This is a genomic window from Alcanivorax sp. (assembly GCF_002726155.1).
Taxonomy (GTDB): domain Bacteria; phylum Pseudomonadota; class Gammaproteobacteria; order Pseudomonadales; family Alcanivoracaceae; genus Alcanivorax.
In genome coordinates this window covers 22,339-38,545 of sequence record NZ_PBSH01000016.1, presented here as the reverse complement: position 1 = coordinate 38,545, position 16,207 = coordinate 22,339, and the positions used below count along the sequence as shown (strand labels likewise).

Below are 16,207 nucleotides of genomic sequence, written 5' to 3'. Positions count from 1 at the left end.
AGCCATAAGTAGGATCTGGCTCAAGTTTTACATAATCACCACGCCAAGCGCCTGGCGAGGCCGGTAGAATTGGCGCATTCATTCCGACGATGTGGAGGCACAAATGGTTCGCACTGCGCCAACTCGCGCTTTAGCACTGTTTGCCTGCTGTCTGTTTTCTTCGTTGGTCGTTGCCGCTACGGATAGCGACAACTTCCACCAAGCACTGGACGCAGCACGCAACGATGACTGGGAAACCCTTTCCCGGCAGCAACAGGCTCTGGGAGACCAGCACCCCCTGCAAGCCTATCTCGACTTCCACCGGCTGCGCGCCGCCCTGCCCCAACTCAGCCCTGAAAAAGTCACGCAGTACGCTGAAAAGTACCCGGATTCGCCGCTCCCCCAGGATATCCGTCAGCTCGCCACTGTTGCCTACGGCAAAGCGGAAAAATGGCAGGCACTACTCGCCATTACCGACAGCGCCCCCAACGGGGTTGCACTGCGCTGCTACTACCACCAGGCGCAATGGGAAACCGGCGACCAGGCCGTTAAGAAAGCCGCCCTGCAGGCGGGCAAAGAACTCTGGGCCACCGGCCAGTCCCGCCCCAACAATTGCGACCCGCTGTTCAACGCCGCCCGTGACGCGGGTGTCATCGGCGATGCGCAAATCTGGGAACGCCAGCAACTGGCCTTTGATGGCAACAGCACCGGGTTGATGCGCTACCTAGACAAGATGCTGGCCGACAGCCCCTACGCCACCGCCAGCGAATGGCTGCAAACCCTGTACAGCACTCCTGACAAGGTCGCTGACCTGCCCCGCAACCTGCCGGCATCGCAACGTCAGGCGCTGCTCTCCGCCGGCCTGCGCCGCTGGGCCTACAAGGACACCGAAGCCGCGCGCAAATGGTTCGACACACAAAGCAAAAAACAGGGCCTCACCGACGCCACACTGCGCGAGCGCGCTGGTACACGCATCGCCTGGTACTCCACCATCCGCGGGGTGGAAGCGAATCGCCAATGGCTGGATAGCTGGCTGGCGAGCCACCCGGACACCTCACTGGTGGCACAGCGCGCCAGACGCACGGTGATTGAACAGGATTGGGACGCCCTGAATGAGTGGGTCATGCGCCTGCCCCAGGAGGACCGTAACGACTCCCGCTGGCTGTACTGGCGCGCCCGCGCACTGGAAAACACAGACCAGCCGGATCAGGCCCGTGAGCTGTATCAGCAGGCCGCCCAGCAACGTAATTTCTTCGCTTTCCTGGCCGCAGACCGCCTGGGCGAGCCCTACCGTTTCTCCGAACAGAAGCACACGCCCTCCGCCACGTTCACGCCACCGCCAGCGATCACCCGTATCCGCATGTTGCGAGCACAGGATGAACCCTACCTGGCGCATCAGGAATGGATGTGGCTAATGTGGCACAGCAACAAGGAACAGCTGGCGGAACTGGCCAATTATGCTCTAACGCAAAAATGGTACGACCTGGCCGTACAGGCATCCATTCAGGCCATGGCCTGGAACACCCTGGCATGGCGTTTTCCACCGGCGTATTTGCCACTGTTCAAGGAAGAAGCCAAACCCCATGACCTGGATCCCTGGCTGGCCATGGCCGTGGCCCGGCGCGAAAGTGCGTTCAATCCTCTGGCTCGCTCACCGGTGGGCGCCATGGGACTAATGCAACTGATGCCTGCCACCGCCCGCAAGGTGGCCAAAGACGCCAGCATGGGCAAGCCCACCACCAAGACCTTGCAGGACAAGCACACCAACATCACCCTTGGCAGCCGCTATCTGGCAGAACTCCTCGACGATTTCAACGGCAATCGGGTGCTGGCCCTGGCCGCCTACAACGCCGGCCCGAGCCGGGTGAACCGCTGGCTGGAGAACGCCGACGACGGCGTGCCAGCGGATGTGTGGATTGAGTCCATCGCGTTCCGTGAAACCCGGGATTATGTGCAGGCAGTATTGACCTACCGGGCCTTGTTCGTGGGCATGCACGATGACCAGCCCCGCAGCAACCAGCTGTTAACCCAGGAAGAGAATGACGGGCTTTATTCCCTGACCATGCTGGACAAGGACTGACCTCAAACCCGGGTCAGTCCAACTGGCGAATATGGTAATCCAGCCGCGCCGCCGCTTTCGCATGGCTCAATGCCGGCGTCGCGGCAAGGCGCCGGCGCAGATGAATGCTGCGCGCTGGCTGGCGGGTAAACGCAATCACTGCGTTATGGCAATCGCTGCATGATAAGCGGAAACGGCTGCTGAAACTTTTCATGGCACGGCGGCCCGAGGCCGGACTGTCGCGGTATTCCTGCCAATCACCAAAATTCATGATCAAGGAGCCATGCGCCGACAGGTTATCGCGCAGGCAGGCAAGCCAGTCGGCATCTGCAGGCACCGCCCGGCTGACCTGCTCATTACTGGGTGCAAACAGGTCTTCGATAATCAGGTCGAACGGCTCCCCCTGATAATCACGTAACCACTGCTGCGCATCCCCCTGCCAGGTCTCCACCCCGAATACCTCGATGCCGAATACTTCGCGGGCTACCTGCAAGTGCGCTCCATCCAGCTCTACCGCCATCAAGACATCCGGATCCAGCAGTTTGCGAATAGGCGGAATCAGTGAACCGCCGCCCAGCCCCAACACCAGCACCCGGCGAAAGCGGGCCGGTTCGTGCAACAGGGCGGGCAACCACAACAAATCCCACACACTGCCGGTGAGCAAACGTTTCGGATGAAACTCAGAATGCTGCACGCCATTGGCATACAGCCGCAAAGTCTGCCCCGCGCGCCTCACCTCGTAGCGCACGCCGTCCTGTTCCGTTTCCCAGAGTAATGCCACCGATTATTTTTCCAGCGTCAGGGTCAGCCCGGTCACGGCGCCATCCACTTTGGATTCTTTCAGGTACACCCGGGACTGCTCAATCTGGAACTGCTGCACCAGCGCGGCTTTGGCATTTTCCGAGCGCAAGCGAGCCAACTCCACCAGTTGTGCTGTATCCACCGACTGCGCCTCTGCGGTGACCATGGCATCCCAGGCACTGCGCGCCAGTACACTGTCACGCGCATCGTCATCCTCGGGCAGAGGCGCGCTGACCAGTGTTTCCACATCACGATCATAATCAGACTCGTAACGGCGGATCAGCTTGCGGCGCCATTTCTTTTCCAGCACGGCCGCATCAATACCCGGCCAGTCATCACCGGCCACATCGTCTCCGATCGTCTGATCGGCAAGCGCGGTGCGATCCTCTGCACTGACCGTACCAACCAGTCCAATGTGCAGGTGCGGCTTTTCGGTAAGCACCTTGGCCAGGGCCTGCAAGGAACTGGATGTTTGCGCTCCCACCTCGGTGGAGCCGGGTTCGAACACAATGGTCTCCAGGTTCTCACCACCGGCCAGACCAGCCAGCACGGAGAACGGCGCCGTAGCGGCCTTGACCACAATATTGGTCAGCACTTTCAGAATCATGCCGCTGACACTGAAGCTGGGGTCATCCAGATCACCGGCCATTTTCACCGGCAAGGTAATTTCACCGGAGCGACTGCGTAGCACCGACAGGCCCAGTTTCACCGGCGCCCTCACCGCTTCATCACTGGGCACTTTTTCGCCCAGATAAAACTGGTCCGCAAGGATGTCAGAGACACTGTTCAGGCGGTTTTTCTCAACGGTGACTTCGGTATCCACCCCCAGCTGCCCCTTCTCCACCTTGTACCCCAGGTACAGGCCGGTATAAGGCGTCAGGCTGGTCATTTCATAGTTGTGCAACGACACCACCATGTCCGTAGACAATGGCTCCGGGGACAAACGCCCCTTGATGGAAAACGGCGCATACCGGTCCACCTGCGCATTCAGGTCCAGCCTGGCAGTGCTGCCCGGGCGGGTATCCAGATTGCTCACCGTGCCCGACAGCTGATACAGGCCGATACGGAAATTAGGGCTCAGGGACAAGTCCTCATGGCGCACCTGGCTACCGATCAGACGCACGCGATCCACCTTCACTTGCCAGGGTTTTGAGGAAGACGAAGATGAAGCGCTCGACGAACGGCTCGCCGACGGCATCGCGGCCTCAATGCGGGTAGATGCATCCCGCCCCTGGGCGTCCACCCGGTGCAGCATGTCCATACCCGTCAGCCCGATTTCGCCAACGCGCACCCGCTGTGCGGCGGTGTCCAGCGACAACTTGCTCACCTGTACCTTGTTGACCTTGATCAGAGGTCGGCCGCCTTCCAACAAATTGAAACCGGCCATGCTGGCGCTGCCATTCACGGTAATATCCGGGCTATCGCCTTTCACCGCAGACTGCAAATCCAGATCCAGCTGACCGCTGGCCACTTTCAGCGGAGCTTCACGCTCCAGCCAGGGCGACAACGGCGCCAACGGCAGGCCGGCCAACGCCGCCTTGGCATTCACCGACAGCGGCGCCAACTGGCCCTCACCAGAGTGCGTCAACGCACCCTGCCCCTGAATCCGGGCCTTGCCCTCCCAGGTAAAGGTGGCTTCTTCACCCAGGATGAGATTCTTCAGCGTAAACTCACCTTCGGTCAGGCTCACCGTTTGCGGCGGATTCAAGGTACGGTCAGTAAAGCGGAACGTATTGCCATCCACTTTGAGCGTTCCCAGATTCGTCACCCAAACCGTTTCGGCCTCTTTAATACGCTCTGCCGCTTCCTGCGCTTTTTCCTTCACTTCCTGTTTGCGCTGCTCCGCTTCTTCCGGGTCCACCGGCAGGAACAAGGTGGCGAGATCCAGCCCGTCGGCCGCCAGGACTGCATTCACTGCAGGCTGGCTGAGACTCACCTCCGGCAAGGTGATTTCCTGCTTCTCGCTATCCACGGAAATTCCCGTCACGGTCAACGCTGGCACGCTGACACTGGGCGCGTCTTCACCGGGTTTCTGAATCTGCAATTCACGCAGGGTAAGCTCGCCATTGCTCACCACCACCCGGGTACCCGGTTCCGTGGTGAACTGGTAGTCCGTCTGCAGATCCAGTTCACCGGATGGCACGGTAAAACGCACTTCGTCCCGGGCCAGTTTTGCCAGTGACACCAGGTCCACTTTCTCAATACTCAAACGGCCCTGGGCCAGGAATGGCGAGAATTCAAAGCGCCCATCCCAATCGAATGCACCGCCATCCGGGCCCTCCAGGCGAATGGCGTAACCGTTCTGGTTTTCCCCTTTTGCCACGGTGGAAAAATTGGTCACCGTAAACGCCACCGGCAACACCAATTGATGGGGCTCCTTGCCTGCCGCTTCGGTATAGCGCAGGTCGCCATTAGTCAGGGCCAACGCCCCCACGGAAATGTTGGGAAGAGCCCCGCCCTCTTCCGGGGCCGGCTCAGGCTCAACGTCCTCGGCACTGTCCGTTAATTGGCTATCAATATGCGTAAGCACATCGTCAAAGTTAAAGACAGAACCCGGATTACGCTGACCACGCACCGTCAGGCCATCGAGGTCGATCTGGCTGAAATGCCAGCTCCAGCGAAACAGTGACGACAACTCGAAGTTCACATAAAGCTGATTGAAGCCCAACAGGACATCGGTCTGTTGATCGTTGATGGCGAACCCGTTTACGGTGGCACTCAGCGCTAGCGGATTGATCTTCACCTCGCTGATTACCACCTCACGGCCGGTCAACTCAGCCAGCGCATCGCGGGCGTTGTCACGCACCAGGCCGGGGGCGACAAAAAAGCCCAGTAGTGCGTACAACAGATAGAGGCTGACCAGAATCAACAGTGTCTTGACCTTCCAGCTACTGCGCTTCCATGCCTGTGTGACTTTCACGCCTGTCCCCTCTCACCGATGCGACTGATGTTGAAATCCTGACGCCATGGTAGCAGTTGGGCCGGGCCGTGGCGCCCCAAAACCCATTGCAGCGCCTCCCCGGCTGTGGAGAATGAGCTCATTGATTTCAGGAGCCCGCCCCATGAGTAATAACTACCTGCTGAACATGTACGAAAAAGCCTTGAAACTGCCCGCCGGCCGCAAGCTTTTTTCCATGGTATTCAGCCGCAAAGCGCCCTATTTCGCTACCATCACCCCCACAATTGCTGAACTGCGCCCTAATTTTTGTAAGGTTACCTTCAAGAAACGCAAAGGTGTGGAAAACCACATCCAGACCGTCCACGTCATCGCCATCTGTAATGCTCTGGAATGCGCCATGGGCGCCATGGCGGAAGCCTCTGTACCCAAGCATTTGCGCTGGATCCCCAAAGGCATGGACGTGAATTACACCGCCAAGGCCACTACCGATATCACCGCCACCGCCGAAGCCAATCCAGAAGACTGGAAACCTGGCAACCTGCCGGTAACCGTAAAAGCCATGCGCGATGACGGTACCGTAGTGGTAGAAGGCACTATCAATCTGTGGATCAGTGAGAAGCCCGGCAAAGATAGTTGACAGTTAAGAGTGGAAATTGACAGCCATGCCGGCTGGCATTTTTCCAATCTCAACGTAAGAGGCCGCGCCCAACACTTTGGACGCGGCCTCTTACGTTTCATTCGTGCACATTCTCTACAGGGAAACGATCAATGATTCCCTTTTCTCTGCCAGCCTCTGACTACCCTTCCCTGATCAATTCTGCCGCCGTGGCCGCTGCCTCCTCAATCAGGTCTTCCTGAGTAAGCCCACTGCGCTTCAATGGCTTGAAATCATGATCACCACTGGTCAGCCAATGCACTCTAACTCGCTCTGGAAGGCCATAATTTGCCACCTCGTCCGGTTTACCAAAGGGGTCACGTTCCCCCTGGCAAATCAACAGGGGAACGGTCAGTGCCGGCAGGTGATCTATCCGGGTTTTCTCCGGTTTCCCGGGCGGATGAAAAGGGTAGCCCAGCGCGATAACGCCAGCCACATCCTGCGTAGCCACACCATTGCCCTCAGCGGCCAGCATGGAGGCCATGCGTCCGCCCATGGATTTTCCACCGATCCATAGCGGCAACGCGCCATTGGAATGCTGTGATAATTCAGCCGCCAGACTTCGCGCTTCTCTGACGCGCTCGGCAAACGCCGTCAGTAATTTCGGTGCGCGGTCCGGCGGGAATTTTCGTTGTTCGCCGCGACGGCGCTGCATGTAGGGAAATTCAAACCGCAGCACCGCCACGGAATGTGATGCCAATGCTGCGGCCATTGCGTTCATGAAATCGCTGTCCATCGCAGCGCCGGCACCGTGTGCCAGCAGCAGTAATGCAACAGGCTTCTGTGCCCGGTCATAGAGACAATCCACGCCAAACCATTCAGTCATGCCAGGCTCCCCTGCCAAAGAGTTATAACGCTGCCTGCAATGCTCGTAGCTGGGTGCGCAGTGCATCCCCGAATTCCACCTGAAACACATCCAGCGGGGGCGTCTTGATCACGGTGGCCACCACCGGTGCCGGTTGGCTCACCGCCCAGCAACCTATCACCGATTGCTGTACCTGCATCAGGAAACGTATGGCCTGTTCTCCTTCCAGGGCAAAGTCGCGCTGCAAGCGTGCGGCCAGCTGCGCAAAGCTGGCCAGCAAGGCCTGCTTGAATTCCCGTGCCTGTGATTCATCCAGATTATGTTCCAGCACTGTATGCAGAATAGAGGTCAACCGGCAGAACAATGGGCGGGCAATCAGTAGCTCACTGATTGCTACCCAGGCGGGCGCTTCCTGCGGCAGAGGCGCCTCAACCATGGCATCCAGTTCACTCAGATAGAGCGCCAGAAACAGCGCTTCTTTAGAAGGGAAATACCGGTACAACGCGGCCTTGGTCACACCGGACTGGCGGGCAATGGCCGCCAGGCTGATGGCCGCGAACCGCTGCTCGGCAAAAAACAGGGCCGCAGCCTCCAGAATTTGTGCGCGCCGCTCCGCTTTCTGTTCCGGGGAACGGGCACGTTGAAAAGGACAAGAATTCACGCTTGTAACAACCCAGCCAGTCGGCGGGTAATCATACGGGGCGAAAGCTTGCCGAGCCACACCATCAACAGGTTCTTCAAGCCAGGAATCACAATGGCGCGGTGGCGTCCAGCCAACGCCTTGCTGACCACCGCTTCGGTGGTCATGGTGCCGGCCTTGAAGAGCAAGGTGTTGGTCATGTTCGCTTCCTGGGCAAACTCGGACGCAGTGGCACCCGGACAGAGTGCACTTACCGCCACGCCTTCTTTTTTCAGCTCTTCGTGCAGGCCTTCCGAAAACGACAGTACAAACGCTTTGGAAGCGTAATAGATACTCATGTTCGGGCCGGCCTGGAACGCCGCCGTGGACGCGACATTGATCAAAAATGCGTCACTGGCCGCTTTCAACTGCGGCACCAATTGCCAGGTCAGATCCACCAGGGCAGTCACATTCACCTGGATCATGTCCAGCTGACGCTGTAGTGGCAGATCGGAAAAATCCCCCCGGTCGCCAAAACCGGCATTGTTGATCAAGCCAGTCAGTTCCACATTATGGGTAGCCATGTCCGCTACCAGCTTTCCTGACGCGCCGGCCAGGGCCAGGTCGGAGGCGATACACACAACCTCCAGGTTATGGCGCTGACGCAACTCACTGGCCAATGTTTCCAATCGATCCAGACGCCGCGCCGCCAGCACCAGGTTGTGCCCTTGCGTAGCCAGTTGGCGAGCAAACTCTTCACCAATACCGGCGCTGGCACCGGTAATTAATACCGCTTTCATCGGACTCTCCTGTAGGCACACCGGAAGCGGGCGTACCATCAATGCAAATTAGTAACCATTGGTCACTAAAGTAAAGGAAAGACCAGCAAAGGTAAATAACCCGGGGTTACTAAATGGCTCCCCACAGGCTCAGCTGCCCATGGGGTCCGGGTGGCACAAAGCCGCCCGTGTCCAGGTCCAACAACTCCCTGCCCGCCAGCCCGGCACTGCGGCAGGCGGAGTCAAAACGCTGACTCAGCAGATGCGCCCAGGCCCCCTGCCCGCTCTGACGCTGGTGCCAGCGGCTGTCATAAATGGCGCCGCCATGCAGATCGCGCATGACCGACATGACCTTATCAGCCCTATCCGGGTAATGGTCTGCCAGCCATTCCTGCCACAACGGCCCGACTTCATGAGGTAAGCGCAGCACCACATAACCCGCCTGCTGGGCGCCTGCCATGGCCACCTGATGCACAATGTCTTCCAGCTCATGGTCATTGATGAAAGGAATCACCGGCGCGACCAGCACCGTGACCGGCACGCCGGCACGGCTGAGTTCGCGGACCACTTTCAGTCGCTCCTTGCCGCCGCTGGCACGGGGCTCCAATTCGCCTTTCAGGCGGTTATCCAGCGTGGTGACCGAAACAGCCACCGAGGCACGCCCGGCCCGGGCCATGGGCGCAATCAGGTCCAGGTCCCGCAGTACCAGAGTGCTTTTGGTAATCAGGCTGAACGGGTGCTGGCAATCTACCAGCACCTGCAATATCTCGCGGGTAATACGTCGCTCTCGTTCAATGGGCTGATAAGGGTCGGTGACCGTGCCGAGCACAATGGGACGGCAGCGATAAGACGGTTTGCGAAGGCTGTCGCGAAGCACCTCCGCGGCATTGTCCTTGCAGAAAATTTCGCTCTCGAAATCCTGACCGGGTGATAGGTCCACATAGGCATGGTTGGGACGGGCATAGCAATAAATGCAGCCATGTTCGCAGCCCCTATACGGATTGATACTCTGCTCAAATGGCAGGTCCGGACTACGATTGGTCATGATGATGCTGCTGGCTTTTTCGCGATGATAGCGAGTAGGCCGGCTCACCGGAGGGTTATCCGATTCACAATGGCTGACGGCAAAACGGCCAGGTAGCTGGCTCAGGGTTCCCCGGTTCGCTGCGCGCATAAACTTCACCTCTGCATATACTGTCTTTTTGTACAGTATATGCAGAGGCCAGCCAACTCAAGTGTAATCCGTATGGTCTCGACTTCTGCGCCCTACAGGCTTCTCAGTTTACGCAGCTCCCGCACCCCCACCGCCAGTGTCATGAAGTCGTGGGGGCCATCCGCCTGCAAGGTCTGCAAACGGTGGATACCAAAGGCCACCTTACGGCGGGATTTTTCTTCCCAGGCCGCAAAGCGCGCGGCGGCGTTGTCCCCCTCATACTCCAGCACCTTGGCGGCCACTTGCCGGTGCAGGCGGTAGGAATCTTCACGCAGGTTGGCACGAGCCAGTGCCTGCCAGCGATCCTGCACAGACAGATCCAGAATCGACGATAGCAGCCACAGAATCTGCAGCTTATCGCCCACGAGAAAGTACACTTCCGCCGCCAGTTTCAGCGGCACCTGAGCTTGCGAGGCAAGTTCGACAATATCCGGGGCGCACCCCAGCACCATGGTGTTGGCCAACAGTTTTGCTTCTTTCTCGGGCACACCGTCGTCCTTCATGCCCTCCACGGCTTGATCCCATTCCTGCCGATAACTGCCCGGCAGTGCCTCCGGCAACATGCCTTCCAGTTCGGCGATGGCCTTGCGGTAACGGGCCACCGCTTCTGCCACCGGGCGCCGCCCCCACTTGTAATGAATCAACCAGGTGGTCACGTGCTTCATCAGCCCGATTACCCGACCATAAAGCCGTAGCTGCACCTGGCTGTCCACGCGCCCGTCCAGGCCATCCACCGGCGCCCAATACAGGTCGCCATCGAACACCGCATGGGCCATGGCGTAGGCTTTCACCAAACGGTGTAGCGATAAACCATGCTCATCCGCATAGCGGTGAACAAAGGCGAAGCCCATCCGGTTGACCACCGCGTTGGCCAGTACCGTGGCGATCAACTCCCGGCGCAGGCCATGGTTGAGCAGATCATCGCCGAAGGACTCCACCAACTCCTGAGGAAAGTAATGCAGCACATCCTGATCGAAAAACGCATCATCAGGGACATCCGACGCCAGCAAGGCATCGAACAGTGCATTCTTGGTATAGGACAACAGCACCGATAGTTCCGGGCGGGTCAGTCCTTTGCCGCGGGTGCGACGTTCGCTCAGTGATTCATCATCCGGCAGGTACTCCACCGTGCGCACCAGCATGGCCTGACGCTCCAGCGTGCGCAGGTGATTGGCGTGCTCATCCAGCCGCGATGCGGCGTTATATTCCAGCAGGCTTAGCGCCAGGCTCTGCACGTAGTTGTCGTGCAGCACCGCCTCGGCCACATCGTCAGTCATGCGCACCAGTAGCGGGTCGCGGGTATCGCGATCCAGCCGCCCGTCACGCAAACGCTGGTTAAGCGGAATCTTGATATTCACTTCCCGGTCAGAGCTGTGCACACCGCCGGAGTTATCAATGGCGTCGGTATTGATCCGCCCACCATTGAGCGCAAATTCAATGCGCCCCAGTTGCGTGAGCCCCAGGTTACCGCCCTCACCCACGACCTGGCAGCGCAGTTCCTTGCCGTTCACACGGATGGCGTCGTTAGCCCTGTCCCCCACCTGGCTATGACTCTCGTTACTGCCTTTCACATAGGTGCCGATGCCGCCATTCCAGAGCAGTTCCACCGGCGCCTTGAGAATCGCCATGATCAATTCGGCCGGGGTCAGCGTCCGTTCACTGATACCCAGCGCTTGGCAGGCCGGCTCACTGAGCTCAATGCTCTTGGCGCTGCGCGACCAGACACCGCCGCCCTCGGACATGGCCTCGCGGTCGAAATCATCCCAGGTGGCGCCCCTGGTCGTGAACAGGCGCTGGCGCTCGGCAAAGGAGGCCGCCGGGTCCGGGTTTGGGTCAATAAAGATGTGCAGGTGATTGAAGGCCGCGACTAATTGAATCTGGTCCGACAAAAGCATGCCGTTGCCAAACACATCGCCGCCCATGTCCCCGATCCCCACCACGGTAAACGGCTGCGTCTGGATATCCTTGTCCTGTTCCCGGAAGTGGCGCTTCACGCTTTCCCAAGCTCCGCGCGCCGTAATCCCCATTTGCTTGTGGTCGTAACCGGCACTGCCGCCAGAGGCAAACGCATCGCCCAGCCAGAAGCCGTACTCATCGGCCAGGCCATTGGCAATATCCGAGAAGGTGGCGGTGCCTTTATCGGCAGCCACGACCAGGTAAGGGTCGTCACCGTCGTGGCGCACCACCTGCTCTGGCGCCACAATCGCCTCGCCTTCACGATTGTCAGTGAGGTCTAGCAGGCCGCGGATGAACTCCTTGTAGCAGGCGATGCCTTGCTGTTGCCACGCCTCCCGGTCCCCCGGTGTACCGCCTTTCACCACAAAACCGCCCTTGGCACCCACCGGCACAATGATGGCGTTCTTGACCATTTGCGCCTTGACCAGGCCCAACACCTCGGTGCGGAAATCCTCACGCCGGTCGGACCAGCGCAGGCCGCCACGAGCCACCGGCCCACCGCGCAAGTGAATGCCTTCCATGGTGGGTGAATACACAAAGGTTTCGTACATGGGTAATGGCGGCGGCAGCTCCGACACCTTCTTCGGATCGAGCTTCAGGCTGACATAGGCTTTGTCGTGCCCGCCCGCGTCTTGCTGATAGAAATTGGTACGCAGCCCCGCGCGTACCACACTCAGGAACGCCCGCAGGACACGGTCCGCATCCAGGGACGCCACACCATCGAGTTCATGGTCCAGGTTCTGTGCCAGTTTCAGTCCTTCACTATCACGACGGCCGTCAGTCAACTGTGGGTCAAAGCGGGTTTCGAAAAGCTGTACCAACAAGCGGGCAATGCGCGCATGTTCCGCCAGCAACTCTTCCATGTAGTTCTGCGAATACGGCAACCCGGTTTGAATCAGATATTTGGTCAGGGTGCGCAGGCACACCACCTGACGGGCATTCAGGCCCGCCAGCAACACCAAACGGTTGAGACCATCGTTTTCGGTGTGGCCGTTCCAGCATTGCAGGAAGGCATCTTCAAAATAGCGCTTCTGCTGGGCAGGCCCCAGGGAACACTCACCGTGAACCTGCACGTCGAAGACCTGAATCCAGCGGGGATCACCATCACGGGGCGTCACCCGGGTGGGGTTCTGGCGCACCACCCGCAAACCGAAATTTTCCAGCGCCGGCAGCACATCAGACAGCCCGATGGGATTATTCAGGCTATAAAGGCGCAGGCTGGTCGGGCAGGCAGCACCATCCGCATCCGTGACCGCCAGGCTGGGCAACACCGGTTGATCCACGGACAGCTGCGTCAGGTATTGCAGGTCGGCGGCGGCTTCCACGGCACTGTGTGCTTCCCGGTAACCCAGGGGAAAGGCGTCCCCGTAACGCAGCGCCAGCGCAGCCCCGTCATCGGCCCGGCTGCCCACCTTGTCGCCCTGCTCATCCTGGTAGCCACTTTCGCGCAACACTTCCCGTAGCTGGTCCGACCAGGAACGGGTAATTTCAATCAGCCGTTGCTCCACCTGGCTATCAGTCATGGCCAGCTGTGTGCCTTGGGGAATACGCACAATACAGTGAATCCGGGCCAGCCCTTCCCGGAGGAAATCCACGGTGCGCTCCACGGAGCGACCGTTACACAGCGTCATCAGCTCGGCGGTGACCTTGTCGCGCAATTCCCGGGAGTAGCGTTCGCGGCTCAGGTAAATCATGCATGAATAAAAACGCCCGTAGCGGTCCCGGCGCATGAATACCCTCAGATGATGACGATCACGCAGGGCGCGAATCCCCATGCAGATGTCGTACAGCTCTTCCTCGCTACACTGGAACAGCTCATCGCGGGGAAGCTGGTAAATGATATCGCGCAGGTGTTTGCCGGAATGTGAGCGTTCCGGCAGGCGGGAACGATCCAGCACATAATTTACCTTGCGGCGAATCAGCGGAATATCCCGGGGGCGGTTGATGTAGGCATCCAGAGAAAACAGCCCGATATAACGGTCGGTGCCTTCCACCGATCCATCAGCGGCCAGGCGCTTCACGGACACCACATCCATATAGTGTGGATGATGAATGGGCGAGCGGACATTGGCTTTGGTCACGACCACCAGACGACCATGGCGGATGTATTTGGCCATTTCGTCATGGGGCGCAATAAATTCATCCGCGTTGGCGTAAGGGCTGCCGGGACGCGCCAGGCCAAGACCCGCCTCGTCGACCAAATGCAGCTGCATGCCGCCGTCTACCGCTTTCGCTTCGGACCGGGCATACCCCAGGAAGGTAAAGTGGTCTTCGGACAACCATTCGATAAAGCCCGTCGCTTCCTGTAACTCCTGCTGATCCCGCTCCGGGTAACTGGCCGACAGGTTGCTGCGGGTCGCTTCAAGGTTGTCGAGCATGGGCTCGAAATCGTTCACCACCACGCGCAAATCACCCAGCACGCGCTCAAGAATGTCCTGCAGACGCGCATAATCCTCGTCGTCTGCCAGCGGTTCGAATTCCACGTAGATCATGGACTCCGCTGGCTGCTCACCATCGCCTACCCCCGTCACCTGAGTCAGGTGGCCATGGGCATCGCGTCGCACCTGAATGACCGGATGCACGGTCCAGTCGATGGCGGTACCGGCATCACGCACGGCCATGGCCACCGAATCCACCAGAAAGGGGACGTCATCGGTAACGGTGCGCAACGCGGCAAGGCCGCCGGGGCGACAGGGAGGCTTCAGGTGAATCAGGGTTTCGCCGGGGTGGCGTTGGTGCGCCATCAGCCAATGCTGCTGGGCAATATGGAAGAGTTGTTCCGGAGGCCGGGCCGTCAAGGCGGCCAGACTGGTCATTTCATAATAGGCAGCGAGAAAGCTGCGAAACAGAGACTGGTGGTCAGCACCGATGTGGGCAGTGACCTGCCCTTCCAGCTGGGCCTGCAACAGCGCCTGGCGTTGAGCGATGTCATCCTGCATCGAAACCTCCGGCGTCCTTGTTACTCTGCAAAGCTTCTCTACATAGTTTGTCTATATAGCTTCTCTGCAAAGTGACTACGCAACGTTGCTACGTAAAACCGGATCACGTGAGACGTCACGTTTTCCGGGCTCTTACCAGGCCGGCCGGGCGCGCCCTGCAGGCCCTTTCGATCACTCTATACCGGTGGCCGCGGCCAATACCAGCCTGCGGCTTCAAGTAATCAAACCATTCCATCAGGGCAGCAGGATGACAACACGAAAATCGTTATCGCGAGTTGCGGGATAACCGAGAGGAGCCAGCGCAGAAATACGCAAGAAGGCGGGAATTTAATCCAGTGTAGCGCACGCTTTCGCGGGCATCGCATCAATCCACTGGCGCACCAGTGCAACCGCCTCGTGGTCTGCAAGGCTACGACCCAGCGGAGGCATCATGTCCTTGGCATTATCGGTATGGCGCTGAGCACCCAGTCGGAACGGCAACACCGAGTCAGCCGCATTGCCGGGCACGATATCGTAGGTGAGGCCCAACGGCCCACCGTAATAGCCCTGTGCCCGGTTGCAAATGCCATAGATGTAATCGGCAGGATTTCGCCACATTTCCAGCCGCAGGCCCGACAGCGCACCGCTACCCACATCACTGTGGCAATGGCTGCAGTTGGTATCCAGATAGGATCGCACGCGCAGGCCCAGCGCTTCGCTGGTGTCATGCCAATCCACGGCTCGGGGCCAGCTTGCCGGGGCAGGCGCATCGGCCAGCATGCCGTTTTCCTGCCAGTAAACCAGCTGGTTTTTGGCTCCACCGGCGTAGGGAAAATCATGATTCAGCTGGCGAACCGTTGTACCCAGCGGGGTCATCACTTCATTGTCAGTGCGGCCCTGGTGACACTTGCGGCAAGTCAGCACATCGGGGATCTGGTAGCGGAAATCCTGCTGCACACCGTCGACCATGACATAGGTATCAATCACCTTACCGGTCCTCGCCAGCGTGGCATCCTGGCCATCCGCTTGCCACTGATACGGCAACCCCACCCAGCCGGAGGCCCGGTGGATCAGCAGGCGGGTTTCCATCAGGCGGTCATCGCCCCCGGCAGCGCTGACCGGCAAGGCGAAGGTTTTCACCATCACGGTGCCCACCGGGAATACCAACCCAAAAGTGTCACGGTATTGTGCCGTGCTCCCCTCGGGCAGAAAAACAAATCGGTACTTGGTGGCGTGATCACTAAAAAGGCCACTGGCCGGGGCAAATGGCAGCCCCGGCGCAGTGGGGCCCACACGAGGATCACGGCCATCAGAAAACAGTTGATACTGGGACAAGCGCGGGCAATTCACTTCCGCCAGCGCTTGCCAGTTCGGCCCGTCGCTGTCGGCAAGACAGCGCGGGTCGGTGGTATCCGGCTCGGGCTCCGGTGCAGTGGCGGCCGTATCACTACTGCCGCCACTGCCACCACAAGCCGTCAGCAGCAATAACAAGACGCCACACAAACCGGTTCTTGCTATCACTGC

10 protein-coding genes are annotated in these 16,207 nt (G+C 59.3%); 2 read left to right on the top strand and 8 right to left on the bottom strand.

Annotated features, from left to right (window positions below; all coding sequences use genetic code 11):
• The first annotated feature begins 103 nt into the window (after positions 1 to 103).
• The gene (locus tag CL546_RS04685; RefSeq protein WP_290493274.1) at positions 104 to 2,059 is read left to right on the top strand and encodes a transglycosylase SLT domain-containing protein; all 1,956 of its coding nucleotides are present in this window, start codon (positions 104 to 106) and stop codon (positions 2,057 to 2,059) included.
• Positions 2,060 to 2,072: 13 nt separating this feature from the next.
• Here CL546_RS04685 and CL546_RS04680 read toward each other — a convergent pair whose 3' ends face one another.
• Both CL546_RS04680 and CL546_RS04675 read right to left on the bottom strand, forming a co-directional pair.
• Positions 2,073 to 2,819 (bottom strand): hypothetical protein, encoded by a 747-nt coding sequence (locus CL546_RS04680; RefSeq protein ID WP_290493273.1) that lies wholly within the window; start codon positions 2,817 to 2,819, stop codon positions 2,073 to 2,075.
• A gap of 3 nt (positions 2,820 to 2,822) precedes the next feature.
• Complete coding sequence (locus CL546_RS04675; protein WP_290493272.1) at positions 2,823 to 5,759, bottom strand: DUF748 domain-containing protein; 2,937 nt, start codon at positions 5,757 to 5,759, stop codon at positions 2,823 to 2,825.
• Between the two features lie 142 nt (positions 5,760 to 5,901).
• On the opposite strand from CL546_RS04675, the gene CL546_RS04670 reads away from it, so the two are divergent.
• Positions 5,902 to 6,375 (top strand): hotdog fold domain-containing protein, encoded by a 474-nt coding sequence (locus CL546_RS04670; RefSeq protein ID WP_290493271.1) that lies wholly within the window; start codon positions 5,902 to 5,904, stop codon positions 6,373 to 6,375.
• A 160-nt stretch (positions 6,376 to 6,535) separates the two neighbouring features.
• Here CL546_RS04670 and CL546_RS04665 read toward each other — a convergent pair whose 3' ends face one another.
• The 6 genes from CL546_RS04665 to CL546_RS04640 all read right to left on the bottom strand — a co-directional run bounded on the left by CL546_RS04665 (position 6,536) and on the right by CL546_RS04640 (position 16,204).
• Positions 6,536 to 7,219, bottom strand: a complete 684-nt coding sequence (locus CL546_RS04665; protein WP_290493270.1) for an alpha/beta family hydrolase — start codon at positions 7,217 to 7,219, stop codon at positions 6,536 to 6,538.
• A gap of 22 nt (positions 7,220 to 7,241) precedes the next feature.
• Positions 7,242 to 7,859 (bottom strand): TetR/AcrR family transcriptional regulator, encoded by a 618-nt coding sequence (locus CL546_RS04660; protein ID WP_290493268.1) that lies wholly within the window; start codon positions 7,857 to 7,859, stop codon positions 7,242 to 7,244.
• Complete coding sequence (locus CL546_RS04655; protein WP_290493266.1) at positions 7,856 to 8,617, bottom strand: SDR family NAD(P)-dependent oxidoreductase; 762 nt, start codon at positions 8,615 to 8,617, stop codon at positions 7,856 to 7,858. Before CL546_RS04655 ends, CL546_RS04660 begins: the two co-directional genes overlap by 4 nt.
• Before the next feature lie 109 nt (positions 8,618 to 8,726).
• A complete protein-coding gene (locus CL546_RS04650) occupies positions 8,727 to 9,770 on the bottom strand; it encodes a PA0069 family radical SAM protein (protein WP_290493264.1) in 1,044 nt (347 codons plus the stop codon).
• Between the two features lie 92 nt (positions 9,771 to 9,862).
• Positions 9,863 to 14,704, bottom strand: a complete 4,842-nt coding sequence (locus CL546_RS04645; protein WP_290493263.1) for an NAD-glutamate dehydrogenase — start codon at positions 14,702 to 14,704, stop codon at positions 9,863 to 9,865.
• Between the two features lie 327 nt (positions 14,705 to 15,031).
• Positions 15,032 to 16,204, bottom strand: coding sequence for an SO2930 family diheme c-type cytochrome (locus CL546_RS04640; protein ID WP_290493261.1), 1,173 nt, complete (start codon positions 16,202 to 16,204; stop codon positions 15,032 to 15,034).
• Between the last annotated feature and the right edge of the window lie 3 nt (positions 16,205 to 16,207).